This is a genomic window from Nocardia sp. JCM 34519.1 (genome assembly GCF_020361265.1).
Taxonomy (GTDB): Bacteria; Actinomycetota; Actinomycetes; order Mycobacteriales; family Mycobacteriaceae; genus Nocardia; species Nocardia arthritidis_A.
This window is the reverse complement of record NZ_JAIRBR010000031.1, coordinates 22,118-48,620: the sequence shown is the minus strand read 5'-3', so window position 1 is coordinate 48,620 and position 26,503 is coordinate 22,118. Positions and strand designations below refer to the sequence as shown.

The 26,503-nt window shown below is 67.2% G+C and carries 16 protein-coding genes; 8 read left to right on the top strand and 8 right to left on the bottom strand.

Translation table 11 applies throughout. From position 1 onward, the window contains the following. Window positions 1-16: 16 nt before the first annotated feature. Window positions 17-460 carry a Fur family transcriptional regulator gene (locus LGY53_RS40775; RefSeq protein ID WP_167476911.1) on the bottom strand — a complete coding sequence of 148 codons (444 nt, stop codon included), beginning with the start codon at window positions 458-460 and terminating at the stop codon, window positions 17-19. A gap of 235 nt (window positions 461-695) precedes the next feature. On the opposite strand from LGY53_RS40775, the gene LGY53_RS40770 reads away from it, so the two are divergent. Beyond that, on the top strand, window positions 696-2,414 hold the full coding sequence (locus tag LGY53_RS40770) for a tetratricopeptide repeat protein (RefSeq protein WP_225732027.1): 1,719 nt from the start codon (window positions 696-698) through the stop codon (window positions 2,412-2,414). Between the two features lie 90 nt (window positions 2,415-2,504). On the opposite strand, the gene LGY53_RS40765 is transcribed toward LGY53_RS40770, so the two are convergent. After that, window positions 2,505-3,233, bottom strand: coding sequence for a copper homeostasis protein CutC (locus tag LGY53_RS40765; protein ID WP_225732026.1), 729 nt, complete (start codon window positions 3,231-3,233; stop codon window positions 2,505-2,507). Between the two features lie 201 nt (window positions 3,234-3,434). Here LGY53_RS40765 and LGY53_RS40760 point away from each other — a divergent pair, with 201 nt between their 5' ends. The 7 genes from LGY53_RS40760 to LGY53_RS40730 all read left to right on the top strand — a co-directional run bounded on the left by LGY53_RS40760 (window position 3,435) and on the right by LGY53_RS40730 (window position 16,294). Next, entirely contained in the window at window positions 3,435-4,115 is a 681-nt protein-coding gene (locus LGY53_RS40760; protein ID WP_225732025.1) for an SGNH/GDSL hydrolase family protein, read from the top strand. 107 nt (window positions 4,116-4,222) lie between these two features. After that, on the top strand, window positions 4,223-5,731 hold the full coding sequence (locus tag LGY53_RS40755; protein ID WP_225732024.1) for a class I adenylate-forming enzyme family protein: 1,509 nt from the start codon (window positions 4,223-4,225) through the stop codon (window positions 5,729-5,731). Beyond that, entirely contained in the window at window positions 5,728-6,939 is a 1,212-nt protein-coding gene (locus LGY53_RS40750; RefSeq protein ID WP_225732023.1) for an acyltransferase, read from the top strand. Before LGY53_RS40755 ends, LGY53_RS40750 begins: the two co-directional genes overlap by 4 nt. Further along, window positions 6,921-7,703 (top strand): phosphosulfolactate synthase, encoded by a 783-nt coding sequence (locus LGY53_RS40745; protein ID WP_225732022.1) that lies wholly within the window; start codon window positions 6,921-6,923, stop codon window positions 7,701-7,703. The genes LGY53_RS40750 and LGY53_RS40745 overlap by 19 nt, the downstream gene beginning before the upstream one ends. Further along, a complete protein-coding gene (locus LGY53_RS40740) occupies window positions 7,696-8,094 on the top strand; it encodes a VOC family protein (RefSeq protein ID WP_225732021.1) in 399 nt (132 codons plus the stop codon). The genes LGY53_RS40745 and LGY53_RS40740 overlap by 8 nt, the downstream gene beginning before the upstream one ends. A gap of 142 nt (window positions 8,095-8,236) precedes the next feature. After that, window positions 8,237-11,128, top strand: coding sequence for a hypothetical protein (locus LGY53_RS40735; RefSeq protein WP_225732020.1), 2,892 nt, complete (start codon window positions 8,237-8,239; stop codon window positions 11,126-11,128). Between the two features lie 6 nt (window positions 11,129-11,134). Beyond that, window positions 11,135-16,294, top strand: a complete 5,160-nt coding sequence (locus LGY53_RS40730) for a PQQ-like beta-propeller repeat protein (protein WP_225732019.1) — start codon at window positions 11,135-11,137, stop codon at window positions 16,292-16,294. On the opposite strand, the gene efeB is transcribed toward LGY53_RS40730, so the two are convergent. From efeB to LGY53_RS40700, 6 genes are all read right to left on the bottom strand, one after another. Beyond that, window positions 16,295-17,527 carry an iron uptake transporter deferrochelatase/peroxidase subunit gene (efeB, locus tag LGY53_RS40725; RefSeq protein ID WP_225732018.1) on the bottom strand — a complete coding sequence of 411 codons (1,233 nt, stop codon included), beginning with the start codon at window positions 17,525-17,527 and terminating at the stop codon, window positions 16,295-16,297. It lies immediately after the preceding gene. Window positions 17,528-17,555: 28 nt separating this feature from the next. Beyond that, entirely contained in the window at window positions 17,556-19,742 is a 2,187-nt protein-coding gene (efeU, locus tag LGY53_RS40720; protein WP_255663873.1) for an iron uptake transporter permease EfeU, read from the bottom strand. 68 nt (window positions 19,743-19,810) lie between these two features. Then, window positions 19,811-20,554 (bottom strand): respiratory nitrate reductase subunit gamma, encoded by a 744-nt coding sequence (gene narI / locus LGY53_RS40715; protein WP_225732016.1) that lies wholly within the window; start codon window positions 20,552-20,554, stop codon window positions 19,811-19,813. Beyond that, a complete protein-coding gene (gene narJ, locus LGY53_RS40710) occupies window positions 20,551-21,189 on the bottom strand; it encodes a nitrate reductase molybdenum cofactor assembly chaperone (RefSeq protein ID WP_225732015.1) in 639 nt (212 codons plus the stop codon). Before narJ ends, narI begins: the two co-directional genes overlap by 4 nt. Continuing rightward, the gene (narH, locus tag LGY53_RS40705; protein ID WP_225732014.1) at window positions 21,186-22,745 is read right to left on the bottom strand and encodes a nitrate reductase subunit beta; all 1,560 of its coding nucleotides are present in this window, start codon (window positions 22,743-22,745) and stop codon (window positions 21,186-21,188) included. The genes narJ and narH overlap by 4 nt, the downstream gene beginning before the upstream one ends. Next, window positions 22,742-26,434 carry a nitrate reductase subunit alpha gene (locus LGY53_RS40700; protein WP_225732013.1) on the bottom strand — a complete coding sequence of 1,231 codons (3,693 nt, stop codon included), beginning with the start codon at window positions 26,432-26,434 and terminating at the stop codon, window positions 22,742-22,744. The genes narH and LGY53_RS40700 overlap by 4 nt, the downstream gene beginning before the upstream one ends. Window positions 26,435-26,503: the final 69 nt, after the last annotated feature.

Here is a 26,503-nt window from a genome sequence, read left to right as displayed (position 1 = left end):
GTATTTCGGGCTGTGATCACGGTTGTGATCGGGTTTTTTCCGCTGTCGAGCAGCTGGGGCACAGGCCCCAATAGATGACTTCGGCCTCATCGAGGACGAATCCGTTGTCGTCGGATGCGGTCAAGCAGGGCGCCTCGCCGACGGCGCAGTCGACATCGGCGATGGCGCCGCAGGAGCGGCATACGACGTGATGGTGGTTGTCGCCGACCCGGGTCTCGTAGCGCGCCACCGAACCCATCGGCTGGATCCGGCGGAGCAGACCCGCGCCGGTCAGAGCCCGCAACACGTCGTAAACGGCCTGGTGAGAGACCGCACCGAGGCTCTCGCGCACATGAGCGAGGATGGAATCGGTATCCGAATGCGGATGCTCGTGCACCGCGCTCAGCACCGCCATCCGCGGCGCCGTCACCCGCAGTGATGCGCCCCGCAACATGCGTTCGAAGTCCGAAGTCGTGGACACATTCCAGAGTATGACCCAGTCAAGTCTTGGCCGGGCGGGATTCGCGGGTATTTCATAGGTTCGTCCGTATCCGGTAACCATCGCCGGGCGCGGCTTCGGAGCTTCGACCAGACCGGGCGCGGTTGCCCACAACGACTTTCGCGCCGCGTCCGCAATGACGGAATCAGGTTAAGCGACGGTCAAGGATCGTTGTCCAGGGCTGCCGAGCGGGGGCGCGGTGGTATAGCGTCGCCCGGTGCTGGAAGAGTTGTCGACGCGGGCAACGGCTATCGGGGTGGCGGGATCCGCACGCGCGGCCCGGCAGATATTGGACCAGGTACTCGCGCACGAACCCACCGATGAGTCCGCGCTGCTGCGCGCGATCGAAAAGCTTTACGCGGGTGAACATTTCGCGGAGGCACGCACCGCTACCGCGACACTGCTCGAGCACAATCCGGACCATATCGACGGCCTGCACTACATGGCGGGCATCATGCTCGCCTGCGGCCTGCCCGAACACGGGCTGCCCTACGTGCGCCGCGCCGTCGCACTCGAACCGCGACTACCTGGGCCGATGTGCACGCTGGCCGAATTGCTGTACGCCATCGACCAGGACGCGCCGGAGGCGATGGACTGGCTGCTGCGCGTCATCGATATGGCCCCGGATTACGCCACCGCACACCTCGTCCTCGGCTGGTGGCACTGCCAGGCGGGTCGCTGGGCGGCCGCCGAACCGGCGCTGCTCGAGGCGGCGCGGCTGGCGCCGTACAGCGATGCCGCGGAGCTGCCGCTCGCGCTGGCCAGGGCCGGACGCGGACGTTTCGCCGAATCACGCTCGGCCGTCCGGGAATTGATCCGTACGAATTCGAAACAAGATCAACTACAACGAGTTTGCCGCGTGATCGAGCGCGTCGGCCTGCCCGGCGAGCTGTCCGAACTGTACGAGATGGCGCTGGCGGCGCTCGGCGAAACCGATCTCAGCCGACCGGGCGCGGCCGGAGCCGACCCGGAACTGCTTGCCGCACAGGGTGAACTCGCGCGCCGAGTCTACGAGTCGAAGTTCTCCGGCGCCGCGGCGCGCGCGAAGGCGGCCGAACTGGCGTACGCGGTGCTCGCGCAGCGCCCGGCGGACCGCAACGCCCGCTACGTCTACGATCGGTCGACGGAATCCACTCGGCGGGAGAACCTGCAGCGAACCAGGTCCCGGCAGGGCGCGGGCGAGATCGCAAGGGCCAGAATGCTGGTCGATCAGGGCGATACCCGGGGGCCGGTGGCGCTGTACGCGGCGCAGGTCGCGGCCGGCGATCTCATCGCGGCGCGGCAGACGGTCCGCGACCGGCTGCGCGCCGACCCGGCGTCCTCGCTGTGGCTGTATCTGGCCTCCACCATCGCGCAGGCGCTCGGAAACCATACCGAGGCACTGGATTACGCGCGCCGAGCCACCGCCGCCGCACCCGCGCACGCCCACATCAACCATCGGCTCGGTCTGGCCGCCAAGGCGGCGGGCGAGCTGCCGCTGGCCGAGCAGGCGCTGCGCCGGGCCGTGCAGCTGGCGCCGGATCTCGTTGCGCCGCTGGCCGATCTGGCGCTGCTGCTGGGCGAGATCGAGCGCTGGCAGGATGCGGACGCACTGCTGGCCCGGCTCACCCCCGAACTCCCCGAGCTCGGAACCGCCCGCGATCAGCTGGCCCAGATCGTCCGGCTCTGCGTCGCCAATTCCGAACCGCTCCGGCGTGCCGTAGTACACCGGATCGCCGACGAACAGGTGGCATCGGAACTGGCGCAATGGTATCGGCTGATCCTGTCCTGCTACCCGGTACTACACGCGGGCAACCCGGACTGGGCGACGTCCGAATACCGAGGTCTGGCAACGCAACTACACCGAATGCGGGATGCCTTCACCTTCCCCGCCCCACCCCGCTTCCTCGAAATCCTGCACCGCTACGACGAACTCACCACCATCCGATCGCGGTAATCGCTGCCCATGCCCTACTGGAGCGACGGCCGCCCGCCGGTACCGATGCGCGGACTCTGGTTGATTCCGTTGCCGGACAATATGTTCCGGCTACCTGCGTAACGCTGCGCACAGCGCTGAGACACCGTCGGCGTCGGTTTCGAAGCGATCGAATCCGTCCGGCACGCCGATACCGGCGAATGACACCTCGCCATCGGCGCCCCGCACCGGGGTGCGCACTGCGGCGTGTATATCGGAAACCCCTGTGGCAGCGATGATTCGGGCGACGTTCGCGGCTCTTACCCCGCCGCACGCCATGATCGCGATGCGCCCGGCCGCCTGCGTGACCAACTCCGCGATCAGTGGTGCGCCGTCCATCGCCCGTGGCCGTGCGCCGGAGGTGAGCACCCGGGTGAAGCCCAATTCGATCGCCTGATCCAGGACCTGTCGCGGTGACGCGCTGGCATCGATCGCGCGATGCAGGGTGATCTGCCGGTCTCCCGCCGCGTCGACCACCGCAGCGCAGGCGGCGCGATCCAGCAGGCCGTCCGGTCCGAGGGCGCCGACGACGACACCGTGCGCGCCCGCCTGTACCGCGGCGCGCACATCGCGCACCATCACCGCGAGTTCGTCCGCCGTATACCGGAAATCGCCCGGCCGCGGCCGGATGAGCGGATGCACCGCAACGCTTTCCGCGCGCTGAACGGCGAGCTCCAACAATCCCTGGCTCGGTGTCAGCCCGCCTTCGGCCAGCGCGCCGCACAGTTCGACCCGGTCCGCGCCGCAGCGCGCCGCGATCTCGACACCGGCGATCGATTCGACAACGATTTCTATCCGCATCGGGCTCATTTCGACCGTGTAGCCTGCTCTCTCCTTGACCTCCGGCGCACCCGCCGACAGACTGTCGGCGTGGGTCGCACTCTGATGCGTTGGCTCGCCATCGGTTTGGCAATGCTGCCATCGCTCATAGTCTCGTGCGACGCCGGTCTGGTCGCAACAAGATCGCGACCGGTTGCTTCTAAGCCAGCCGCCCCGCCACCCGTGATCCGCGACGCAGCGGCGACGACACTGCCCGCGCTCGCCGTGCTCGGTGCGTCCTTCTCCTACGGCACGGGCGCCGAATCACCGGCGCAGGCGTGGCCGCAGGTGTTGGCGGCGGCGCTCGGCCTGCGCGCGGTGGTCGCCGCCGAACCCGGCGCGGGTTATCTAGCCGTCGGTGCGCACGGGCGGGGGCCGATGGCGCGGCTGCTGCCGGAGCTGGGGTTGGCGCGGCTGCGTCCGGCGCTGGTCATCGTGCAATCCGGACACAACGATATCGACCAGCCCGAACCGATGCTGCGCGTCGCGGTCGAGCGGCTGATCGGGCAGATCCAGGCCGAATCGCCAGGAGCGGCGATCGGTGTGCTCACGGTGTTTCCCACCGGGGACCATCCGGCGAAGTCCGTGTGGGATACCGATGCCGCCATCGTGGCCGCCGCCCGTGCCGCGGATCCACAGGTGTCCGTCTTCGATCCGCTCGCGGCGGGCTGGCATTTCCCCCGCCTCGCCGACGGCCTGCATCCGACTGCCGCCGGGCATCGGTGGATCGCGGAACAACTCGCCGAGCAGATACGCGCGGACGGACTGCTGTCGAACACCGAACCGGCCCGGCCCGTGACAGCCGCCGACAAGCTCGCCACGCAATCACACACCGACAGGCCGACGCATCCCATCCACAGCTGACGCCCTGGATCGGTGTGGCCGCCCAATTCGCCCGCCCGCCGCGCCCGCACAGCAAGTTCACAGAACCGGGGCACTGATGTCACAGCTTCGGCGAGAACGATATGGGAATGGATGCGATCGCCGAGCGCCACAAGCCAGGCGAGAACCCTTCGCCCACAGGAACATTCGCGGACCTGCTGACCGAGCGGGCCAACGAGCGGACCTTCCTGGAGGATGCGCGTGACGGCCGGACGATCACCTATCGCGAACTGCCCGGCGCGGCGAGCGCCTGGTCCCGCCGCCTCGACTCGCTGGGCGCCGGGCCCGGCGCGATCGTGGTGGTGGATCTGGCCGACCCGCTATCCTTCGCGGTCGCCTTCCTCGCGATAATCGCCTGCGGCCGCTGCGCGCTACCGGTGGATCCGCGGGCCCCGGTCGCGGAATTGCGGCGGACACTGCGGGCGGTTCACCCGATCGCCGCGGTGACCGCGCGCCCGGAACTGGCCGCCGCGCTGGGCATTCCGCCGCTGTCGCTCGACGACCCAACCCCGCCGCCGGACACCTACCCGGTGCGGTATGCCGGACGCGGTTCGGTATTGCTGTCCACCTCGGGTTCCACCGGTGAACCGAAACAGGTTCTGCTGAGCGAACATCGGCTGCTGCACGTCGCCCGCGCGGTGGCCGAGCACCATCGGCTCACCGCCGCAGACCGCGGATACAACTGCCTGCCGCTGTTCCATATCAATGCCGAAGTCGTTGCGCTGCTTGCCACCTCGATCGCCGGTGGCTGCCTGGTGCTCAACCGCCGGTTTCGCGCATCCGGATTCTGGCCGCTGCTGGCGGCCCGGCGGATCACCTGGCTCAACGCGGTCCCCGCCATGCTCGCGGTGCTCGCCGCCGGCCCAGCGCCGGAATCCGTTGGCGCACTGCGGTTCATCCGTTCCGCCTCGGCCCCGCTTCCCGCCGCGGTGCGATCCGGTATCGCCGAACGCACCGGCCTGCCGATCGTCGAGAGCTACGGCATGACCGAGGCGGCGAGCCAGATCACCGCCACACCGTTGGACGGATCCGCGCCGCCGGGATCGTGCGGGCGGCCCGTACGCGTCGAGCTCGAGATCCGGGACCGCGACGGCATGACGCTGCCGCCCGGATCCATTGGCCGCGTGCATATTCGCGGCGACGGCGTGATCGGCGGCTACCTCGGCGGAAGCGCACGCGACTGCTTCGACGACGCGGGCTGGCTGGACACCGGTGACCTCGGGCGCGTCGATGACGCCGGATACGTCTACTTGACCGCCCGCGCGGACGATGTGATCAATCGCGGCGGCGAACTGCTCTACCCGCGGGAGATCGAGGAAGTGCTGCTCCCCGATCCCGGCGTGCGCGAGGTGGTGGTGATCGGCCGCCGCGATCCCGTACTCGGTTATGTGCCGGTCGCTTTCGCCATTCCGTCCGCGCCGGACGGCGACGGCGACGCGCTGGCCGAGCGCCTGCACCAGCGCTGCGCGCGACAGCTCACCCCGTTCAAGCGCCCGGTGGAGATCCGGTTCGTCGACGAGTTCCCGCGCTCGCCGACCGGCAAGGTCCGCAGACACCTGCTGCGCGACCGGGCCGATGCGGTGCGCGGCGGAACATGATGTCCACCACCGTGATTCGGCCGACCACCGTCGAACGGCGGCGGCGTCCACAGCTGCCGCAGCTGGATCTGTTCCGCATCCTCGTTTTCGCCTGCGTCATCGCCGTGCACGTCACCGACAAGGCGAACGATCCCGGCAGCGTACCCGCCAACGCGGCACTCATCCTGCTGCACTTCACCCGCAACGCCTTCTTCGCGCTGACCGGATTCGTGCTCGTCTACCAGTTCGCCGACGGTCCGCTGCGCGCAGGCGGCTTCTGGCGGCGGCGCCTCGGGCTGGTCGGCATTCCGTATGTCGTTTGGTCCGTGGTGTATTGGGCGTACACGATCCATACCGGACAGAACACCGGCTCGGCGAGCCGGTTGCTGGGGCGGCTCGGACTCGACCTCGTCTCCGGGACGGCCTACTACCACCTGTATTTCCTGCTGGTCACCATGCAGGCGTATCTGCTGTTCCCGCTGCTGCGAAAGCTGTTGCGGGCCACCGAGGGGCGGCACCGGTGGGTGCTTGCGGCAAGTGCCGCACTGCATTTGCCGCTGCTGTGGTATCTCGCGCATCCGCCGTTCACCGTCGGTGTTCCGGGCCAGATCTGGACGCACCTGTACGCCACCGTCTTTCCGTATCAGTTCTTCACCGTGCTCGGCGCGGTTACCGCGTGGCATATCGATGCCGTCAACGCGTTCCTACGCGGGCACGCCCGTGCGATCGTCGCGGTGACGCTGCTGGCAGCCGTTGCGGCGGAATGGAATTACCTGATCGCGATACACGGCGGCCAGCCGCCCTGGGGGGCCAGTGACGTATTCCTACCGCAGCTGACCATCTGGTTCGTCGCCATCGCGGCCTGCCTCTATCTGATCACCACGCGCTGGGCGGCGCACCGACGCGAACAGGGCATGGCGGCCCGACTGGTCCGCTACGGGGCGGACCGTTCGTTCGGCGTCTTCCTCCTACATCCCCTCGTGCTCGACATCCTCCTCCAGACGGTGCCCGCATCCGGGCAGCCCGGCCGCACCATCGTGCTGTATCTGCTGGTCGTCGCGCTGACGCCGGTCGGCGCCGAGGTGCTGCGCCGGATACCGGCCAGCCGCTGGCTCACCGGGCGCCCGATGCTGCGGACCGATCCATTCATCCTGGTACCCAACCGATTTCGCAGTCCGGCGCCCAGCGATGGCGCCTCGAAGGAGGTCGTATGTTCGCCCACACCCTGACGCTCCCGAGCCGGGACGCCAAACCGCGCCGCCGAGGCCGCACGATGGTCATCGATCCGGGACTGCCCACCGGCTACTTCGCCGACATCATGACCAGCTACGGCGATCTGATCGACCTGGTGAAGTTCGGCTGGGGCACCTGCCTCGCCACCGCGGACATCCTCGGCAAGGCCGACGCGGCACGCGAGCACGGCATCGAATTCTATTTCGGTGGAACGCTTTTCGAAAAGTTCCTGAGCAACGACAGGGTCGACGAATGGTACAAGCTGTGCAGCGATGCGGGCGCGACCACCGTGGAGATCTCCAATGGGACCATCCCGCTGCCGAATTCGGACAAGGCGAGCTATATCCGGCGCTTCGCCGAGGAATTCACCGTGCTGTCCGAGGTCGGATTCAAGGATCCGGCGCGGGAGCTCACGCCGCGATCCTGGGTCGAATGCATCCGCGAGGATCTCGACGCGGGCGCCGATCTGGTGATCGCCGAGGCGCGCGAGAGTGGGCGCAGCGGTATCGGCCTGCCGAACGGCGAACCGCGCCACGAGTTGATCGAGACCATCGCCGCGTCCGGTATCGATATCGACCGGGTGATGTTCGAGGCGCCGACCAAGGAATTGCAGATCTATCTGCTGCGGCGGCTCGGCCCGCAGGTCAACCTGGGCAATATCCACACCGGCGACGTGATCGGCCTGGAAACGCTGCGCTTGGGGCTGCGCGCCGACACACTCACCGATTTCCAGCACACCGAGGAGGCCGCGGATGCGTGATATGCACGACACCTTTCACCTGGCCATTCCCGCCGACGATCTGGCCGCGGCCGAGGATTTCTACGTGCGTGGGCTCGGCGCGAAGCTGGCCCGCCGCTATCCGGACCGGATCACCCTCGATTTCTTCGGCGACCAGGTGGTGTGCCATCTGTCGGACAAGATCGACCGCGATCCGCAGATGTATCCGCGGCATTTCGGCGTGACCTTCCGCGAGAAAGCGGATTTCGACCGGCTCGTGCGCCTGGCCGAAATTCGCAAGCTGCCGTTCTTCGCCGAACCGAGCACCCGGTTCACCGGAACCGTCGAGGAACACCTGACCATGGTGCTGCGGGACCCGTCGAACAATCTGCTGGAGTTCAAACATTATCTGGATCCGCGCATGATGTATTGAGTCCGCTCAGCGGATCGGACCCTTCCGCGCGCGGAACCTCCGGCGCACCATGGGGCGGTCGATCGACGCGGGGGCGGGAATCCTTCCATGACCCACGCAGCGCCAGCGCGGCCCGTCGCTCGGCCGATCTGGGGGTTGCACCATGGTTGAGCTGTTCCGTTTCATCCAGCAGGCGTTCGTGGTGTCCGGCGACACCGATTCGATCGACCTGACATCGCAGTCGGCGTTTCAAAACGCGTTGCGCGATCTGATCCACTCCGGCGCGCCCTATACCGCGGTGCGCGCCAAGGCCGAGCAATACCTCGGCACCGTCATCAACGGACCGTCCTCGGCATCCATCACACCGGCCGCATTGGCCGATCCCGGACTCGCGCGCCTGGCGAAATACGGTGCGCTGCGGGCGAAACTGCTCGCGCTGCCCTGCCCGCCGCAACCGACGGCGGCGCAGGTGGATGCCGCGATCAAGGATGTATTCGGGCAGAACGCCGCCGATCTTGTCGCCTCGCAACAGTTTCCGGCTGAGCGCGATGTATCCGGCGATGTGCTGGTCGCGGTGAAGCTCACCACCCGGTTCGATCTGGTCGACGCGCCGTCGATCACCGCCATGCGCCAGGTGATCGCGTTCATCGTCGATTTCGCCGCCGGTCACGTGACACCCTTGACGATCGAACACATTCGCGCGCTGCTGGACCGACCCGTGCGGATCCCCAAGGTCTTCCTGCCGCAACCGCCCGCCGCGGCCTCGCAGGCCGCGCCCGCCGCACACGACGAGTCCGCGGCGCACCGCGAATCGATGCTGGCCGAACAGGATTCGTTGCGCGGCGCGTACGAGACCCTACTGACCGTTCGCCCCGACCGGCTCGCGATCAGCGCCCCGGCAACGCCGCACGCCGATATCGCCGCGCCGGACGGCCAGCCGACGGCCAGCGCGACCGCATCGGCGGCACGGGCCGTGCTCACCGTGGCGCCCGAAATCGTCGCCTCGATGGATGGCGTTGTCCGCGAACGGCTTCGGACCGAACTCGGCGATACCTCGGCCGCCTCTTTCGCCGACATCCTCGACGTGGTCAAGCGGCGCTGGGTCGCGGTGTCGCGCGAGGTGGAGCCGAACAAGGTGCCCGCGCCGCTGCGCACCTATCGCCTGGGCGCGAACGTATTCGCGGTGCAGCCCGCCCAGGCGGAGGTGGCCGCCGCCGATCCGCCGCCGCCGGACTTCAGCCATGCCGTCACCCGTCCGGTCGGCGTCGGCGATCTGCAGGTGGTCCGCCAGGAGCTCATCGGCTATGTGGCCGCGGACATTTCGCATATCGAGAATGTGCTGCCCGGTGAGCTGCTGAAGAAGACGACAACGCGCGAGGAGACCTCCGAGCTGATCGTCACCCAGGAGACCGAAACCACCCAGACCGACGAGCGCGACACCCAGACCACCGACCGCAACGAAATGGTCTCCGAGACACAGAAAGAGGCGAGCCAGCAGAGCACCGCCACCTCGGACCAGACCTCGACCAGCACCTACGGCAGGCTGGTGGAGAACAGCAAGACCGACTATGCCCGCAGCGTCACCGATCGTGCCGTGAACTCGCTCACCCAGCAGGTGAAACAGCAACGCGTGCAACGGGAAAAGAAGGTGTACACCGAGGAGGCCGAGCATCAGCTCGACAACTCCAAGGGTCTGCGCCCGATTCGCGGCATCTACCAGTGGGTGGACAAGAAGTACAAGACCCGCGTGCTCAACTACGGCAAGCGGCTGATGTACGACGTGGTGCTGCCCGAGCCCGCGTCCTTCCTGATCGAATCGCTGAAAACCGCTGCGCAGCCGGAGAATTACCAGCTGGTCCGGCCGGTGGCGCCGACGGTGCAACCCGGCGATCTCAACGCGGGCAACTACATGGTCTGGGCCGCGCAGTACGGCGTCACCGGATCGGTCACCCCGCCGCCGGACGAGATCACCACCGTGGTCGGGCACGCCGACAGCAACGATATAGCTCGCAAAATCCAGGCGTACGGGTCGTCGTTCGACGCACAGCAGTTCGGCCAGTTCACCATTCGGATTCCGAACGACTACAGCGCGATCAGCGGCTACGTCCAGCACACCAATCCGCACGAGGTCGTGGACACCACCCAGACCGAGAACCGGATCTTCGAATTCTTCATCGGCGAAAACACTTTCGTCCGGCAGCTGGAAAACGATGTGCTGAACAAGTCGTTCCCGATGAACGGCGAGACCGGCGATATCCCGGTGACCTTCAACACCTTCCGCAAGATGCTGCAGTACAACTTCGCCGTCGGCATCACCTGCCGCATCGATCGGCCGAAAATCGAAGAGTGGCAGCTGAAGACGCACGCCCAGATCGTGCAGGGCTATCAGCGCCAGCGCGCCGACTACCTCGATCAGCTCTCCCGCTTCCAGGCCGCGGTGCGCGCCCAGATGGGGTTGGCGCAGGGCCTGGCGCACGACGCCACCGCCGAACGCGACGAGCTGAAGAAGGCGTTCATCCAACTGCTGATGAGCGAGCATTTCGGCCAGGTGTACTTCCAGACGCCCGATCCCGGTGCGTTCCCGTCGGATCCGCAGTACGTCAAGACCTGGGGCGCCGTCGTCGCGTTCTTCGAGCGCGCCTTCGAGTGGGAACACCTGATGTACCTGTACTACCCGTACTTCTGGGGCCGTCGCGCCCGCTGGGGCGAGCTGGTGCTGATCCAGGACGTCGACCCGCAGTTCGAGGCCTTCCTGAAGGCGGGCGCGGCGCGGGTGGTGATCCCGGTGCGGCCCGGCTTCGAGGCCGCGCTCGCGCACTTCCACGAAACCGGTGACGTGTGGATGGGCGAGGAGATCCCGGATATGTTCAGCGATCAGTACGTCTCGATCATCGCCGAGATCAAGGCCCGCAATTTCGCCGAGAACGCGGAGGTCTGCGTCGACGAATGGGAGCTGCGGCTGCCCACCACCCTGGTCATGCTCAAGGACGACGCCGAACTGCCCGAGTGGACGCCGACACCGTGCAAGCCGGGCGCCGACACCGAGTCGCGGTGATCCGCGATGGGGGACGGTGATCTGCGGGCCGAGTTGGAGCGGCGGCGCAAGTGGTTCTTCGAAACCCAGCTGCGGCGCTTCAATGTCCAGACGTGGCGCGGGATTTCGCGCACCAGCTCAGATCCTGACGATATCCGGCTGGTGCACCTGATCAGCGAGCCGTTGCCCGCGCTGGGCGCCGGTCCGCTGAAGGTGACGGTGGGCGAAAACCCTTTGGGTCCGGTATATCTCGACAGCAAGACGCAGGTGTGGGATGACGACGAGCGCGTCCGCCGCGACGAGTTCCTCAGCCTGGCCGGGGATTTGGGCGCCTGGCTGGAATTCCGGGAACCGCAGCGGCTGCGCGCGAAAATCGCCGACCTGGCGACCGCATTCGAACGGGACAAGTTCGCCTCGGTGCTGGAACCGACGCCGCTGAGTGCATTCCGGCGCAAGGCGGCCACCCTGGATCCCGATCCGAATCAGCAACCGTGGGACAAGACCGACGGGCGCGGCGCGGCGATCAGCCGCGCCGTCGTCGGCGAGGCCAAACCGTGGCTGTTGGCCGAGCTGTACCACCCGAAGCACGTCGACAGCTCGAATCCGCAACAGTGGCTGGAGAATCTGGAGCAGTTCCTCACCGACTACGAGTCGGAGCTCCAGCTGGTGCTCGGCGGCGCGGTCGACCAGCGGGTCACCTTCGATTCGGCCGCGCCCGAGAAGTATCGCGAGGCGATCCGGGAGGCGCTGCGCAAATCCACGTCGGTCGATCCGGCTGCCGCGGTGCGGGCGGAGCTGCTGCACCAGGAGCAGAAACGGTGCGGGAAGCCGGGCGAACAGGCCTACAAGTTCCAAATAAAGGTCGCCACAAATGGATTCGACCTCGGCGACCCGAAGGACTTCCCGTACTCGTCGATGGTGAAGTACTGGACACGGGTGCTGGGGAACCCGCTGAAGGAGGTCTACGTCAACCACCCGAACTCCGATATGGGCCTGATCCACCTGGTGCGGACCCTCTATCTGTTCGGCACGATTCCCGAGCATGTCGCGAGCGGGGATCAGCTGCGCTGGCGTAAACGCACCGCACCGGGGCCGGAATTCGCCGAGTTCTTCGCCAATCGTGCCGCCGCGCAACCTTTTACGAAAGATCCACAGCTTCTGAGCAGGCTCACCGACGCTCGGCAGAGGCTGAGCATCGTGATGGAGGAGAGCGCCGCCGCACCCGGCAGCGCCTCGGTGACGTTCTCCCCGATCACCCAGCAGGTGCTGCGCACCGCCATTCACAGCTACAAGTTCTGGCTCGATGAACCGTTGCGCGCCAAGGACAACGGCAAACTGCTGCAGGCGCGCAACGATATCGGCCTCGGCGGCCCGGACGAGATGGAGTACTGGTCGGAGAACCACTACATCATGTTCGCCTCGTCGGAGTTTCTGGCCGGGCAACTGTGGGACACCGACGAATTCCAGCCCGGCGCGATATTTCTCGATCCCGGGAAGCGCGACGGCGTGCTGACCGGCAAGCAGCGGATGGAGCGCGGCAAGGCGCGCGCCCTGCGCTGGCTCAACCATCGGCTGATGTTCGGCTGGACGGAATTCAACTCCTCCGGCTACTACCGCGAACACTTCTGGTCGCTGTTGAACCTGATCGATTTCGCGCAGGACCGGGAGATCCGGGAAAAGGCAACGCTGGCAGCGGATCTGATGATGTTCGACGTGGCCAGATTCCTGCACAAGGGCGGGATGGGCGCGGCGGGCGGCCGCAGCCAGTTCAAATCGAGGAACAGCGGCTGGGACAACGCGCTGGGCGACGTCATCGAGATCCTGTTCGGCACCCGCGGCCTTTTCTCCGATTCCGACTCCGAGATCGGCGCGGGCATCGCGACCTCCACCTACCGGGTTCCCGATGTGCTGCTCGAAATCGCCACGCGCCCACCGGTATCCGGATTCACCGATCGCTCGCGCGTCTCCATCACCTTCGAGGAATCGCCGAAGTACGGGATCTCCACCTCTCAGCAGTCGGATCAGATCGATTCGCTCCGTGACGGTTACGCGCCCAAGCTGGCCAAGCGCTTTCCGTTCATCGACCAGACCCACAAGGAATTGGCGCGCACCCACACCGGATATGGTGCGACAGAGGACAGTATCGCCTTCTGGTGGAGCACATCGGCGTTCTTCAACAAACAGGTTGTGCATGGCACGCTCGACTGCGTCCAACAGTTCGGTCTGGAGCAGACGGGCGTCTTCGCCTCGCTCACCTCGCTGATCGGCACGCTCAGCGTGTTGAAACGCGTGGGCGACGGCATCCTCGGGTCGGCCATCGGCGCGGTGGTGGGCGGCGGTACGGTCGGCGCCATCGCTGGTGGGTTGATCGGCGCCTTCTCGGGTGACAAGACCGAGGACGTGGTCGACGATCTGTCCGTCTTCCTGGAGGGTTCGACGCGGACGCGGGCCAACATCATGACCTACCGCAATCGCGACGTCATGCTGTCGAGCATCCAGAACTTCCGGGTCGGGCAGCTGAACTACCAGTCCAATGTCAATCAGGCCACCGTCAATGGCGCCGTAAATGTCTTCACCACATCGGATTTCGCGGGATTGGACATCTCGGAGGAGCTGGCCGGACTGATCAGCGTGCTCGCGGGCGCCACCGCGACCCTCGTCGGCGAGGCGATTCTCGGCATCACCGGCATCGGCGCCGTCGCGGCGGTCGGCCTCGGCATCGCGGCCGGTGTCGAAACATTCGAGAAGATCGAGGACACCAAACATTCGAATCCGTTCAACCCGCACAACGGCGATGAGGACGGCCCCGGCTGGTGGACCGGCTACTGGTCGCTGCCCATGGTGGTGCAGCAGGGGCCTGCGGCGATCATCGCCTACGACTTCCACGAGATGCAGACGCTGCTCGCCGACTGCGGTTCGCATCTGTGGTTTCCCAAACATGGCTTCGACAACGCCGACGAGGTGCGCTGCTCGGGCTACGACGACGCCGACTTCTTCCTGCTCGATATCGGCGATATCGGGCCGAAGGGATTCTGGGTATTCGGCAAATACACCCATCCCGCCGACGGTGTCGCGGCAGCCGATCGGCCCGAGGCGTACATCGGTGTGTTCTCCAATCAACGCCCGGCCTGGCTGGACAGTTCGGAGGACAGCGATCCGGACTTCTACCACCGCCAAGTGGATGACGCGGGTAAGGCCAAGATCGGCGACCTCGCGAACCAGATCGACAACGAGTGCGATCCCGACCGCAAAAAGCAACTGCAGCAACAGAAGTCGGATCTGGAGCGAGCCTGGCACAAACCGCTGGCCCGCGACTATTTCGCCGATCAGGACTGGTACGTCGGCGGTAAGAACCTCTGGATCGTGCACGTCGGCAACAAGGACGAATACGGCGATTACCAGACGTTCAAGGATCGAGTCAGCAGCGCCCGGGTGCACCTGAGCGATTCGGGCGACATGGAATGCACCTATCACATGCCGCTACCGGAGGGCGGTAGCCAGACCCTGCAACTGCACTACGGCGACGGCGGCGAATTCCATTACGGCGACGCACCTTTGCAGACCGACCTCTACCCGCGCTTCGAGAATCCCTTCCTGCGCAGCGGCCGGGCCGAATGGGGGCAGCGGGCCTACGTCATCGAGTACAACGGCAAAACCCTGCTGCACGACTTCTCCGATTTCACCGAACCCGTCCGCACCGAACAGGTTCCGGCCGACAACCCGGACGATGTCCGCGCGCTGGTCGCCTTCGTCCGCACCCGCGACGACGATCTGGACGCGAAGAATCGCTGCGTGGCCACCGTGCGAATCGCCTGTGCGACGGTCACCACCGACGAGATCATCGCGGTCGGCCCGGTCGACGACAACACCACCCACGACGCGGAGTGGATCTTCCTGGACACCTCCGCGCGGTACAACCCGGATATGACCATCGAACTGACCAAGGAGGCGTTCGACGACGGCGACGCCGACGACGGCTGGAAGATGAGTTTCTCGCTGCGGGCGCTGATGGGCGATTACACCCTGCGCGACTGCACATTGTCGTTCGACTCGGTGGATTTCGACGGCGACCGGCACGGCTCCGGGGTGTTCCCGGTGTCCATCCGCACCGACCGGTGGCGGCGCTGGGAGCCGGTCCCGGAGGGCCGGGCCGACGGACGCGTCGTGCTCGCGGCGCGACCGTCCTGGGACAAAACCTATTACGACTACTGCGATCTGCTGGTGATCGGTCCGAAACAGGTTGTGCGGCACCGCAAATTGCCCGCCTGCCTGACGGCGGCACCGCAGTGGGCCGATATTCCGGGCGGTCCGGGATTCACGCCGTCCTGTTCGGTCGCCGCGGCATCCACCGTCCCGGGGCAGTTGATCGCCGTAGTGCTCGATGCCGGAGCGCTTTTCGCCGCGTCACCCGATCAGAACCTGCGGTGGACGGCGTGGACGGCGCAGCAGCCGATGGCGGGAGATCTCTCGGCGCAGACCCCCGTGCCGCTCGCCTCCCCCGGCACCGTCAGCGCCGGGCCGTCCCAATTCTCCGGCAGCGGAGCCGAACTCGTCGTCACCGGGGCCGACGGGCACGTATACGCCCACTTCGATTGGCACCCCGGCGAAATCTTCCCGTGGCGGCAATTGGCGGTGAGCGGGTTCACGCTGCGTCAGGACGGTGCTTGCGTTCTGGTGGGCAATCAACTGTACGTCCTCGATACCGACGGCGCGATCTGGGCCGCGTTCATCGATCGGTTCCCACTGATCCCGCTTCCGCCGGTGTGGGCGAAGGTCTCCGCCGACCTGCCGCCGATCCGAAACCTCACCGCCGCCAACGAAACCCGCCTGCTCGCGGTCTCCGCGGACGGCCGGATCTGGGATGGCAGCCTCCCATCGGACGCACAACCCACCTGGACCCCGCTCGCCGCACCCGCCGACGCCCCGGTGCCCGATGGTGTCGGAATAGCCTGTGCCACACCATATTCCGATCACATCGACGCATTCGTCGTCGGCGCGAACGACACCGTGTACACCGCGGCATGGGATAAGGCGACCGCCTGGACCGCCTGGCGCCCGGTTACCCAGGAAGCTCAGGGATTCCACGCCGCGCCGCGAACGCCGCTGGCGGTCCATCGGGTCAACCGGCAACTGGAACTGTTCGTCGAATCCACCGACGGCGATCTCTTCCGCGCGTGGTGGTCGTGATCAGCTCAGCAGTGCCCGGGCGTACCAGTCCTTGTTGTCGACCACGCCCGGCAGCACGAAGAAGTAGCCGCCGCCGAACGGTTGCACATAGTCGGTGAGCGGTTCACCGGCGAGCCGGGTCTGGATGGCCTCGAACTGGCGCTGCACATCCTGCTGGAAACAGGTGAAGATGTGGCCGGTCGCCATATTGCCGTTCGGGTCGAGGCCGAGATCGTAGTTGTAGGAACGCCGAAGCAGCTGCTGGCGTGCGGTTTCCGGGGTGCGCGGGTTGGCCAGCCGGATGTGCGAGGTGGCCGGGATCACCGCGCCGTCCGGATCGGCGGCGTAGTCCGGCACGTCGAATTCCTTGTTGCCGTCCAGCGGTGCGCCGGATTCGCGGCGGCGGCCGAACATGTTCTCCTGCTCGGCGATCGAGACCCGGTCCCAGAACTCCACGAGCATGCGGATCAGGCGCACCACCTGATACGTGCCGCCCTTGGTCCACTCCGGTTCGTCGGAACTGTCGGTCCAGACCAGCGACGCGGCGTCCGAATTGGTCGGATTCGCGGTTCCGTCCTTGAATCCCAACAGATTTCGCCCGGTGCCCGACGGCCGCGGCGGTGAGTTGTAGCCCTGGATCTTCCAGCGCAGCTGCAGCGCGCCGCGAGTACGGCGGGTGATGTCGCGGATGGCGTGGTGGATGGTGTCCGGATTGTGCGCGCACAGCTGCAGGTGCAGATCGCCGTGCATCCAGGCCTGATCCGGCGAATCGTCGGGGAAGATCCGCATCGGCGTCAACCGCGCGGGCTTGCGGCTCGCGAGCCCGAAGCGCTGGTCGAACAGGCTCGCGCCGACACCCGCGGTGATGGTGAGGCCGTCGGCGGGAATATCCGGGCCGAGCACGGCGCTGTCGGCCGGCGGCTGCCCCGGCCCGAGGTCCGGCGGCGGGCCGCCCGCGGTCAGCGTCCGGGCGCGATCGGTGAGCGTCTTCATCAGCTCGACCAACTCGCCGCGGTTGGCCGCGGTGACATCGAACGAGGCGAAGCAGGCGGCATTCTGCCGGTCTGCCGGCGCGGGCGTGAGGATACCCGCCTGATGCACCCCGTGGAACGGGAAAGACGGTGCGGCCGTTGGCGTTCCGGTGGCGGTCGCGGCGTCCACCCGCGCGCCCTCGGCGAGGACACCCGCGGTCAACGCGGTTCCGGCGGCGCCTGCGGCGGTGCCGGAGAGGAAGCGGCGGCGGCTGACATTCATCGGTGGGCCTTAGTCTTTCGTGCGGGGGTCAGTGGGCGCGGGTTTCCAGCAGCCGGGGCACCCGATCCAGCTGTTCCAGTGCGCCGCCGATCGCGGCGAGTACGGCCTGCCTCGCCTGCTGCGGCGTCTGTGCCGGTGCGCGCCAGCGGCCGTTGTCCTGGGTGGCGAGCAGCGCGTTGCGCAGGGTGTCGAGCCGGGCGTTGATGGTGGCGCGCAGCTTCGGTTCGCGCTCGTCCACCAGCTGGCCGAGTTGATCGAGCACCACCCGGGTGACATCGATATCGGCGAGGGTCGCCGGGTAGGCCGAGCCGGAGCCGAGATCGTCGAGGCCCGTAAGGTGGTCGCGCAGCGCGTCTTCCAGGATCTCGTGTGCCCGGATCGGCAGGTTGGTCGGCTGTCCGGCGAGGTCGGTGCTGCCGAGGTTCTGCTGCATCGCGTCGATATCGGCGTTCAGCCGATCCAGCACCGGCAGCAGTTGCTCCGGTCCCTGGCCGTGCCACAGTCCATACTCCAAGCGGTGCAGTCCGGTGAAGTCCGGATCGTCTACGCCGCCGGGCAATCCGTTCGCCAGTCCGTCCACCGCGGTGCCCGCGGCGCCGAAGCTGTTGTACGACGCGCCGACTCGCTCCCACTCCAGTTGGGCGTTCAGCCAATCCGCTTGTGCGGCAGGGATATTGCGCGCCCGCAGATCGCGGCCGACGGCGCCGAGCGCACCGGTGAGCCGGGTGAGCACCTGATGCACGTAGGCCTGGTAGGCCTCGTTCGGCGCCTTGAGTTCGGTGGCGCGGACGGGCTTGACCACCTGCGGCGCATCCGTCGCGGCGCCGGTCGCCTGGACCCGCCGCGAGGACACCGGCGCCTGACCCGACATCGCGCAGTAGATCGTGTACGCACCAGGATTCAGCGTCGCGACCAGATCGGCAGTCGTTGCGGGACCGATGTTTTCGATCTCCGCGACCACCGCGCCATCGGCGTTGACCACATTGATCTCACCGGCCTTGTTCGACTTGTTGTGCACCGAGATGGTCTGCGTGCCGGTGCGCGCCGCGGTCCACTCCGGGGCGCACGCGTCCGCGGTCACCGTCACCGTGCGCTTGGAATCCGCGGAACCCGAAGGCAGCAGCGCGATGGCCACTCCGGCGATCAGCGCCGGAACCACCACCAGCGTCGCGCCCACCAGCACCGGGCGCGGACCGGCCAGCCGCTCCCACCAGTCCGGAGCGTGCTCGTCGACCGCCGTGGCTTGTGTTGCGGGCGCGGCCGACTCGGCCGACGGCGACGGTTCGATATTCGTCGCGGCCCCGGTTTGTGTTGCGGGCGCGGCAGATTCGGCCGATGCCGCCGGTTCCGTCTTCGGTGCCGGCTTGGCCGGGACCGTACGCCCCGCGCGGACGAACAGCGGAATCACGATGGCCAAGTAGACAACCCAGGCCACCACCTGCAGCACCGTCATCTTCGGCGCGAGTTCGGTGATGCCGGTGATGAGCGAGACCCACCAGGAATTCGGGTCGACGTGTGCGGTGAGGTCGAAGGCCATCCAGCGCGCACCGGGCAGCAGGCCCGCCTCCTGGATGTCGCCGAGACCGTAGGCCAGCACACCGGCGGCGATCACGATCAGCAGCAGCGCGGTCCGGTTGAAGAACACGCCGAGGTTGAGCCGCACCGCCTGACGGAACAGCAGCCAGCACAGTGCGATCGCGGCGAGCAGGCCGAGCGCGGCGCCGACCACCGGCGCGACGGTCGTGCCCGCCGCCTTCACCGCCGTCCACACGAACAGCGTCGTCTCCAGGCCCTCCCGGCCGACCGCGAGGAAGGCGGTCACCGCGAGCGCACCGGCGCCGATTCCGGCGGCCCGCGCGACCTCACCGCGCAGCTGTCCCGACAGCGTCGCGCCGACCCGGCGCATCCAGAACACCATCGCGGTGACCAGTCCGACGGCGAGCACGCTCAGCACGCCGCCGACCGCCGCCTGCGCGGAGTTGGTCAGCACGCTGGTGGAGTAGCTCAGCACCGCCGCGAAACTGCCGGCCAGCGAGACCGCGCCGAGTAGGCCGAGCCACACCGGCGCGGTCGATATCGGCCGCTCGGCGGTCGATATCCGCCGCACGGCCGCCAGCAGGATGGTGACGACCAGTCCTGCCTCCAGGCCCTCCCGCAGGCAGATGAGGAAATTGGGCACTGCCTCGGTAACGCTCACGCTGCAAAGGTAAGCCATACCTATTTGTCAGTCCAGCTCGGGCCCGGATTCGGCAACGCGGGTCACAGCTATCCCGCCGGATCTGCTCAGCGCGGCGTGCCGATGCGCTGCCAGCGGCGTCCCCCGGTGCCTGGCTCGCGGGGCCGGATCGGCTCGCGGCTGCGGTAGACGACATAGGGCCGCCACAGGTACCACAGCGGGTAACTCCACGCGTGCACCAGCCGGGTGAACGGCCACACGGCCAGGATCGCCCAGGCCGCCGTCGCATGCACCTGGTAGAGCAGCGGCGCGTGCGCGATCGCCGCGACGTCGGGATCGGCGACGAACAGGCCGCGGAACCAGAGCGCGACGCTGGCCCGATAGTCATAGCCGGATCCGAGCAGGTTCACCCCGACGGTCGGGACGATGCCGAGCACCACGACGATCGCCAGCAGCGCGAAGGCCACCCAGTCGAGGGTGGTGGTCGCGGCGCGGACCCGCGCGACGAACAACCGGCGATAGATCAGCACGGCGGCGCCGATGACGATGCCGATCACCGCGACGGTTCCGGCGGCGGCCGAGAACCACCGGTAGAGCGCCTCGGGAATGCCGACGGCGCGGGTGAACGACTCCGGGATCAGGATGCCGATCACATGCCCGCCGATCGCCGCGAAGGTCGCGTAGTGGAATGCGGGCGCACCCCACCGCAGCAGCTTGCTCTCCTGCAGCTGGGTCGAGCGGCTGGTCCAGCCGAACTGGTCCTGCCGCCAGCGCCAGATATGCCCGAGCACGAAGGTCGCGATCGCCAGATACGGCAATACGACCCACCACAGCGCATCCCACGCGCTCATCGCGGCACCCCCGTCAGATACTCCGGCGGCGCGAACGGCTCCAGCCCGATCCGCTCCTCCGGCGGCCCGTCGACGGCCAAGTCGCGCAGGCGTTTTCGCTCCGAGGACGGCAGCGGCGGCAGCTGTGCGCGAACCGTATCGACAAGCGGCGCATAGGGACTCGCCATCTCCCGCAGCGCGTCGGCGAGCAGTTCGAGTCCGTCGCGGCAGCGGGAGAGGATATCGCGACCGGCATCCGGTTCGTGGACCGCGAATTCGAGTATCAGCGGCAGGAAGTCGGGCAGCTCCGATTCCGGTGGCCGGTGACCCGCGCGGCGGTAGCACTGCTTCAGGGTCAGCAGCGCCATGCCGCGCGCCCTGGTGTCGCCGTACCGGTAGTAGGTCAGGTGCATGCTGCGGCGACGCGCCAGATCGAAAGTGGCCACGTAGTTTTCGGCGGCCTCGGTCGGCGTCCGCGCGGTGAGCCAGGTCAGCAGGCCGGCGACGGCCGCCCGCGCGTCCGCCCGCGCGATCGCGGGCAGCGCCGCACCGATGGTGTCGAGTTGCCGGTACAGCTCCTGATCCGGATAGCGCAACAGGATCGAGCTAACCGCATGCAATAACGGCTGTGCCGCAATCGTTTCGGACTTCCTCATCGATGCGCCTCCGCACCGAACAGGTTGGGGGCGGGGGCCGAGCCGTTCCAGCCCAAGAGGTTGAACCGCACCTGCCCATCGCTGTCGCGGAATTGACCGCCGTGCCCATCGGAGGGCGGCGACCCCACCGGACAGTGCTGCGCCATCTCCGCACCGCTGCCCTCGGCGTGCGCCCGCGGAACCACATAGCGTTCGTCGTATTTCGCGATGGCGAGCAGTCGGTACAGATCCTCCAGATCCGCTCCGGTCAAACCGACCGCCGCTGCCGCCTTTTCATCGGTCGGATCGCCGAATTGCTTGCCGCGCATATGGGTTCGCAACGTGGTCAGCGTGCGCAGCACCCGCCGCACCGGTTCGGTGTCACCGGCGGTGAACAGGTTCGCGAGGTATTCGATCGGGATGCGGAGCTGATCGATGGTGGCGAAAACATCGTCGGCGTCCTCGTCGGACCCGCCGGTGGCGCGGGCCGCGTCGAGCACCGGTGACAGCGGCGGTATGTACCAAACCATCGGCAGCGTACGGAATTCCGGATGCAGCGGCAGCGCGACCCGATACTTCTCGATCAACGCGTAAACCGGCGAGCGCCGCGCCGCATCGATCCAGTCGCGGGCGATGCCGTCGCGCTCGGCCTGTTCGACGATCAGCGGGTCGTGCGGGTCCAGGAATACCGACAGCTGCGCCGGATAGAGCTGGGCGTCATCGGCCACCGACGCGGCGGCGCGCACCGCATCGGCGTCGTACAGCATCACCCCGAGATAGCGCAGGCGTCCGACACAGGTCTCCGAGCAGATGGTCGGCTGGCCGTTCTCGATCCGGGGATAGCAGAACGTGCACTTCTCCGCCTTGCCGGTGCCGTGGTTGAAGTACACCTTCTTGTACGGACAGCCCGAGACGCAGAATCGCCAACCGCGGCAACGGTTCTGGTCGACGAGCACGATGCCGTCCTCGGCGCGCTTGTACATCGCGCCGGACGGGCAGGACGCGACGCACGACGGGTTGAGGCAGTGTTCGCAGATGCGCGGCAGGTAGAACATGAAGGCGTTCTCGAAGTCCAGCCGGACCCGTTCGGCGATCGTGGACAGGTTCGGATCGGCCGCCGCGTGCTCCGGGCTGCCCGCGAGATCGTCATCCCAGTTCGGGCCGCGGCGCGGCGCCATCGGCGCGCCGGTGAGCCGGGATCGCGGCGCGGCGGTCGGCGTCGAATCCGAGAGCGGCGCGGTGACGAGTTGGTCGTAGTCGTAGGTCCACGGCTCGTAGTAGTCGTCCAGCGACGGCAGATCGGGATTGTGGAAGATGTTCAGCAGCTTGCTGATTCGTCCACCGCCGCGCAGCACCAGTTTGCCGCGCCGGTTCAGCTTCCAACCGCCGCGCCAGCGCTGCTGATCCTCGTAGCGGTGCGGATAGCCGGAGCCCGGTTTGGTCTCCACATTGTTGAACCAGGCGTATTCGGTTCCCGGACGATTGGTCCAGGTCTGCTTGCAGGTGACCGAGCAGGTATGGCAGCCGATACATTTGTCCAGGTTCATCACCATCGCGACCTGAGCCATGACTTTCATCGGTAATCCACCTCCTGTGCCCGCCGCCGGACGACGGTGATCTCGTCGCGCTGTGGTCCGGTCGGGCCGATGTAGTTGAAGCCGTAGCAGAATTGGGCGTATCCGCCGATCAGGTGCGTCGGTTTGATCAGCACCCTGGTCAGCGAGTTGTCACCGCCGCCGCGGCGCCCGGAGCGCTCGGCCTTCGGCACGTTCACCTGACGCTCGGTGGTGTGGTAGAGCAGCACCGTGCCCGCCGGAATCCGGTGCGAGACAACGGCACGGCAGACGACGACGCCGTTGTGGTTGTAGCTCTCCACCCAGTCGTTGTCGCGGACCCCGATCGTTTCCGCGTCGGCGGGGCTCATCCACAGCGCGGGTCCACCGCGGAACAGCGTCATCATGTGCAGGTTGTCCTGATAGGTCGAGTGGATCGACCATTTCGAATGCGGCGTCAGATAGCGGACGACCACCTCCGGGCGGCCGGGATCGTCGCCGACCGGAATTCCGAAGTGCGCCATCATATTCAGCGGCGGCCGATAGATCGGGAGCTGTTCGCCGAATTCGCCGATCCAGTCGTGGTCGAGGAAGAAATGCTGGCGGCCGGTGAGCGTATGCCACGGCTTGTGCCGCTCCACGTTCACGGTGAACGCCGAATACCGGCGCCCGCCCGTCTCGCTGCCCGACCATTCCGGCGAGGTGATCACCGCGCGCGGCTGGATCTTGGTGTCGGCGAAGGTTATCCGGTCACCGGACCGCTCCTCGGCGAGATCCGCGAGCTCAACCCCGGTCCGCCGCTCCAGCTCTCGGAATCCGGCCACCGCGAGCCGCCCGTTGGTGGTGCCGGACAGCGCCAGAATCGCCTCGCAGAACAGGTCGTCGCGGTCGATGGCGGGACGCCCCGCCGCCACGCCTCGGCGCACGGCGCCGTTATTGCGGCGCAGGTAATCGATTTCGGCATCGGGGATCAGGGTGATCCCCTTCGTCGTGGTGCCGAGCGATTCGAGCAGCGGGCCGATCGCGCCGAGCTTGGCCGCGACCGCGCCGTAATCGCGTTCCACCACAATCAATTTGGGCATCGTCACCCCCGGCACCGGCGCGCACTCGCCGCGCCGCCAGTCGCGGACCGCACCGTGCGGTTGCGCGAGTTCGTCGGCGGTGTCGTGGGCGAGCGGCGCGGCGATGACATCGCGGCGCACGCCGAGATGCTTTGCGGCCAAAGCGGAGAACTCGGCGGCCAGGGTGTGGAAGATGTCGAAATCGGTGCGCGTCTCCCATGGCGGCGCGATGGCCGGATTGAAGGCGTGCACGAACGGGTGCATATCGGTGCTGGACAGATCGTGCTTCTCGTACCAGGTCGCGGCGGGCAGCACGATATCGGAGTACATGCAGGTGCTCGTCATCCGGAAGTCGATGGCCACCGCGAGATCGAGCTTGCCGACCGGTGCGGGCGAACGCCAGCGCACCTCGCTCGGCCGCAGGTGCGGCGGCGTCTCGGCGGAGGTGACCGCGTCGTCGGTGCCGAGCAGATGGCGCAGCAGATATTCGTGCCCCTTCATCGACGAGCCGAACAGGTTGGCGCGCCACACGGTGAGCACGCGCGGAAAGTTCTCCGGGGCGTCCGGATCCTCGGCGGCGAATCCCAATGCGCCGCTGGACAATTGCTCGACGATGTATTCGGGCACCGGCCTGCCCGCGCGCTCGGCCTCGTCGCACAGGTCGAGCGGATTGCGGTCGAAGGCCGGATGCGATGGCATCCAGCCCATCCGCACGGCCTGCGCGTACAGGTCCGGCACGCTGCGGCCGGCGAGTGCGCCATCGGCGAGCGGGCTCGCGAAAGCGTCCGCGGCATAACCTTCATAGCGCCACTGATCGGTGGCCAACCACCACAGCGGCGTGCCCGCCATATGCCGAGTTGGTCGCTGCCAGTCCAACCCGAAGGCCAGATGGGACCAGCCGGTCAACGGCCGCACCTTCTCCTGTCCGACGTAGTGCGCCCATCCCCCGCCGTTGACGCCCTGACAGCCGCACAGCTGCAGCAACGCCAGGAAGGTGCGGTAGATCTGGTCGGAGTGGAACCAGTGGTTGGTGCCCGCACCCATCGCGATCATCGAGCGTCCGCCGCTGCGTTCGGCATTGCGTGCGAATTCCCTGGCCACCCGAATGGCCGCGGCCGCGGGCACACCGGTGATCGCCTCCTGCCACGCCGGGGTGTACGGTGCGGCGTCGTCGTATCCGCTCGGCCACTCGCCCGGCAGACCCGGCCGGGATACGCCGTACTGCGCCATGACGAGATCGAAGACGGTGGTCACCAGCCGACCCGCGACGCGCATCACCGGAACGCCCCTGCGCACCCGCTCACCCGAACCGCCGTCGAACCGGGGCAGGTCGACCGGCACCGCGACCCCACCGGGGCGGTCGTGCAGCGACAGCGCGGGCCGGATATCGCCGAGCCGCAGATTCCAGCGTCCGGGTTCGGCGCTCCAGCGAAAGCCGAGCGATCCGTTCGGTACCGCGGGCTCGTCCGAGACCTCGTCCAGCACAACGGTTTTGAAGGCCGCCTCGGCGTCGTCGGCACCGAGGTCGGCGGCGGTCAGGAACTTCGTCGGGACGAAGGCCGTCCCACGCTCGGCCAGGGTTACCAGGCACGGCAGGTCCGTATAGGTCGCCGCGTACTCGAGGAAGCGCGGCACCTGCCGGTCGCGGTAGAACTCGGTCAGGATCACGTGCCCCATCGCCATCGCCAACGCGCCGTCGGTACCGGGCGCGGCGGCAAGCCACTCATCCGCGAACTTGGTGTGGTCGGAATAATCCGGCGAAACGACGACCACTTTCTGTCCCCGATATCGCGCCTCGGTCATGAAATGCGCGTCGGGCGTGCGCGTTATCGGCAAATTGGTGCCCCAGAGTATGAGATAACTCGCATTCCACCAATCGCCCGATTCTGGTACATCGGTCTGATCGCCGAATACCTGCGGCGAAGCGATCGGCAGATCCGAATACCAGTCGTAGAACGAGGAGATGGTCGCGCCGATCATCGATAGAAATCGGGTACCGACCGCGTAGGAGACCATGGACATGGCCGGAATCGGCGAAAATCCGACTATCCGGTCAGGGCCCCAGCGATCGATGGTGTGCACATGCGCGGCGGCCATCAGCTCGATGACCTCCGCCCAGGTCGCCCGCACGAATCCGCCCTTGCCACGGGCCCTTTTGTAGGCGGCCGCCGCCTCCTGATCGGCGACCAGGCTCGCCCAGGCCGCCACCGGATCGCCGTGCCGGGCCCGCGCGGCGCGCCACGATTCGAGCAGCACACCGCGCACATACGGGTAGCGGACCCGGGCGGGTGAGTAGGTGTACCAGGAGAACGACGCACCGCGCGGACATCCGCGCGGCTCGTACTCCGGCGAATCCGGCCCGATCGCCGGATAGTCGGTCGCCTGGGTTTCCCAGGTGATGATCCCGTCCTTGACGTGCACCTTCCACGAACACGATCCGGTGCAGTTCACCCCGTGCGTCGAGCGGATCTCGCGATCGTGACGCCAGCGCTCCCGGTAGAACTCCTCGGCGGCGCGCCCGCCGTCGCGGTAGAGTACGCGCCGATCATCGGATTGTTCGCCGGGAAAGAAGAATTGCACCGACCGCAGCAAACGGTCGGCCGCGTCCATCGCGTCCGATTTGCCCGGGTGTTCCGAAACATCGAAGTTCATCGAATGGTGCCTCCGTGGCGGTAATCAGAACTCTGTAAAAGCGCGTGGCGCGCCTGAGCGCACCGATGT

What these genes read in the sequence shown, in the direction of transcription:
- narH (WP_225732014.1), bottom strand. Translation starts at nt 22,745, where the DNA reads ATGAAAGTCATGGCTCAGGTCGCGATGGTGATGAACCTGGACAAATGT.
- narJ (WP_225732015.1), bottom strand. Translation starts at nt 21,189, where the DNA reads ATGAGGAAGTCCGAAACGATTGCGGCACAGCCGTTATTGCATGCGGTT.
- LGY53_RS40745 (WP_225732022.1), top strand. Translation starts at nt 6,921, where the DNA reads ATGTTCGCCCACACCCTGACGCTCCCGAGCCGGGACGCCAAACCGCGC.
- LGY53_RS40750 (WP_225732023.1), top strand. Translation starts at nt 5,728, where the DNA reads ATGATGTCCACCACCGTGATTCGGCCGACCACCGTCGAACGGCGGCGG.
- LGY53_RS40730 (WP_225732019.1), top strand. Translation starts at nt 11,135, where the DNA reads ATGGGGGACGGTGATCTGCGGGCCGAGTTGGAGCGGCGGCGCAAGTGG.
- efeB (WP_225732018.1), bottom strand. Translation starts at nt 17,527, where the DNA reads ATGAATGTCAGCCGCCGCCGCTTCCTCTCCGGCACCGCCGCAGGCGCC.
- narI (WP_225732016.1), bottom strand. Translation starts at nt 20,554, where the DNA reads ATGAGCGCGTGGGATGCGCTGTGGTGGGTCGTATTGCCGTATCTGGCG.
- LGY53_RS40755 (WP_225732024.1), top strand. Translation starts at nt 4,223, where the DNA reads ATGGATGCGATCGCCGAGCGCCACAAGCCAGGCGAGAACCCTTCGCCC.
- LGY53_RS40765 (WP_225732026.1), bottom strand. Translation starts at nt 3,233, where the DNA reads ATGCGGATAGAAATCGTTGTCGAATCGATCGCCGGTGTCGAGATCGCG.
- LGY53_RS40735 (WP_225732020.1), top strand. Translation starts at nt 8,237, where the DNA reads ATGGTTGAGCTGTTCCGTTTCATCCAGCAGGCGTTCGTGGTGTCCGGC.
- LGY53_RS40700 (WP_225732013.1), bottom strand. Translation starts at nt 26,434, where the DNA reads ATGAACTTCGATGTTTCGGAACACCCGGGCAAATCGGACGCGATGGAC.
- LGY53_RS40740 (WP_225732021.1), top strand. Translation starts at nt 7,696, where the DNA reads ATGCGTGATATGCACGACACCTTTCACCTGGCCATTCCCGCCGACGAT.
- efeU (WP_255663873.1), bottom strand. Translation starts at nt 19,742, where the DNA reads ATGGCTTACCTTTGCAGCGTGAGCGTTACCGAGGCAGTGCCCAATTTC.